The following is a 2917-nucleotide window of genomic DNA, read 5'->3' on the forward strand; positions in this document are numbered from 1 at the left end:
TTTACATTAAACATGCTAAGAGATGCAAGCGGTGTTATTATGCCATTTACCTCAAGTTATGAAGGTAGTGGCAGCATCAGCAGATTCTGGTTATATACCTCTAAAAACGGTATAACGTATTGGGATTGGAAACAAATAACAGAAACCACGGCATTAGGCTCAGGGGTTGGTTATACCCAAAAAGGAGATGGGGCAACGGGGCGTTATATTTTTGAGGGAAAACCTAATAATGGAACTATTTTAGTGGCCGTTGACGATGTTGGCGGAACAGGCTCCGTGGATAATATATCCAAAACCAGGTATTTACTAGGAAACCCGTATCCATCAGCCATCGATGTTCATGAATTTATAGATGATAATATGGGGGTCATTAAAGGTTATTTGCAAGTTTGGCAACAATGGGGTGGTACATCACATATCCTTAATGAATACCAGGGCGGTTATGCAATAGTTAATAAAACAGGTTCCATTCGTGCCTCTCAATTTATTAGTTTTTATGGGGCCAATACAGGCGCACAAGAAGGCACCAAAGTACCCACAAGATACATTGCCGTAGGTCAAGGGTTTATGGCAGAAATAGAGAATGATGGCGTATTACCATTTGATGGTACCGTGGAGTTTAATAATAGTCAGCGTGTGTTTATAAAAGAAGCTGATGCAAATCCATCAGATGATCAGGTAGGATCTACATTTTCAAAAACTTCAAAAGAAAACTCTTCAAAGTCTACTGAAAGCAAAGGAGATACCATGCAAAGAATTCGGTTAGAATTTAGTTCGGTTACTGGTCCAGCAACAAGACAAGAATTACTACTTGGGTTTAGTGATTTTACAACCGATGGCTATGATTATGGCTATGATGCAGAAAACACAGAGGTTAGTAATAACGCTTTGAATCTAGATTTTGAAGGCCAGAACATGAATATCCAAGCTTATGGTCCTATTACTGCAGATAAGGTGGTGGCCTTAAATTTCAGTTCATCTGGCGATAACACCTTCGAGATAAGAATTTCAGAATTAGTTGCTATAGAAGCAGATCAGGCTATTTATTTAAGAGATAATCTAATGGAAACCTATTTTGATTTAACGCAAGATACGGCTTATGGTTTTGGGTCTGCGCAAGGTGTATTCAATGATCGATTTGAAATCGTATTCCAAAACGAGCAACAAAATTTAAGCACAGAAGAATCTATAATTACTGAAAACCACATCTACTATCAAAATAAAACAAATACCTTATTTGTTAAAAAATTAAATAGTGATGTGAGTAAATTATCGCTAGTTAATATGCTTGGGCAATCTGTTTTAGAATTGAAAGATGTATCAAGAGAACGATTGGAAAAAGGATTACAATTCAACAATATATTAACAGGAGCTTATATTTTTTACATGCAAACAGATACCAATGAGGTGTTAACTAAAAAAATAATTATAAAATAATCTTTATTATATATTGATATTTTAAAAGGCTACTTTTTTGAGTGGTCTTTTTTTGTTTTAAAAATTAATGTTTTAACTATAATTCATTAAATTCGCGAACTTATAAGAATCAATAAGAAATGAGCGCTAAATTTCCTGAATATAAAGGACTTGACTTACCTGTAATTGCCAATAATATTTTGCAATATTGGCAAGAAAACAACATTTTTGAAAAAAGTGTATCTACTAGGGAAGGTAAAAAATCATTTGTGTTTTTTGAAGGGCCACCTTCTGCAAATGGACTTCCTGGAGTGCACCACGTTTTAGCACGTGCTATTAAAGATATTTTTCCACGTTACAAAACCATGAAAGGCTACCAAGTTAAGCGTAAAGCGGGTTGGGATACGCATGGTTTACCTATAGAATTAGGTGTAGAAAAAGAATTAGGAATTACAAAAGAAGATATTGGTAAAACCATTTCGGTTGAAGATTACAATGCAGCCTGTCGTAAAGCAGTTATGCGTTATACAGATGTTTGGAACGACCTCACTCAAAAAATGGGTTATTGGGTAGATATGGAAGATCCATATATTACTTACGAACCAAAATACATGGAGTCCGTTTGGTGGTTGTTAAAGGAAATTTATTCTAAAAAATTAATGTATAAAGGCTATACTATTCAGCCTTATTCACCAAAAGCAGGAACTGGATTGAGCTCGCATGAGGTTAACCAACCAGGGGCCTACCAAGATGTAACTGATACAACCATTGTAGCGCAGTTTAAGGCTATAGAAAATAGTTTGCCAGATTTTTTACAAAACGAAGGCGATATTTATTTTTTAGCTTGGACTACAACACCTTGGACACTTCCAAGTAATACGGCATTAACCGTGGGGCCAAAAATTGATTATGTTTTAGTGGAAACTTATAATCAATATACATTCAAACCTATGAATGTAATTTTGGCAAAACCATTGGTTAATAATCAGTTTGACGGCAAGTTTAAAAGAGTTGAAAATAAACCAGCGCTTTTAGAATATAAAGATGGAGATAAAAAAATACCATATTACGTTGTAAAAGAATTTAAAGGAAAAGATTTAGTCGGAATAAAATACGAACAACTTTTACCTTATGCGCTTCCAAACGACCATCCAGAAAATGCCTTTAGAGTTATTTCTGGAGATTTCGTTACCACCGAAGACGGAACAGGAATTGTACATACAGCACCAACTTTTGGAGCAGATGATGCCTTGGTTGCAAAACAAGCAATACCAGAAGTGCCGCCACTTTTAGTAAAAGATGAAAGCGATAATTTAGTACCGCTTGTAGATTTACAAGGACGATTCAGACCAGAAATGGCAGAATTTGGTGGTAAATATGTTAAGAATGAATATTACAACGATGGCGAAGCTCCAGAACGCTCAGTAGATGTAGAAATAGCTATTAAACTTAAGGAAGAAAACAAAGCCTTTAAAGTTGAAAAATACAAACACAACTACCC

The 2917-nt window shown here is 35.3% G+C and carries 2 protein-coding genes; both read left to right on the plus strand.

Annotated elements, in window-relative coordinates; all coding sequences use genetic code 11:
- The coding region (locus WBN21_RS07780; RefSeq protein ID WP_424199051.1) for a T9SS type A sorting domain-containing protein at positions 1-1437 on the plus strand (1437 nt) is incomplete at its 5' end.
- A gap of 119 nt (positions 1438-1556) precedes the next feature.
- On the plus strand, positions 1557-2917 hold a 1361-nt coding region (locus WBN21_RS07785), incomplete at its 3' end, for a class I tRNA ligase family protein (protein WP_424199053.1).

This window comes from Algibacter sp., assembly GCF_049667265.1.
Taxonomy (GTDB): Bacteria; Bacteroidota; Bacteroidia; order Flavobacteriales; family Flavobacteriaceae; genus Algibacter_B.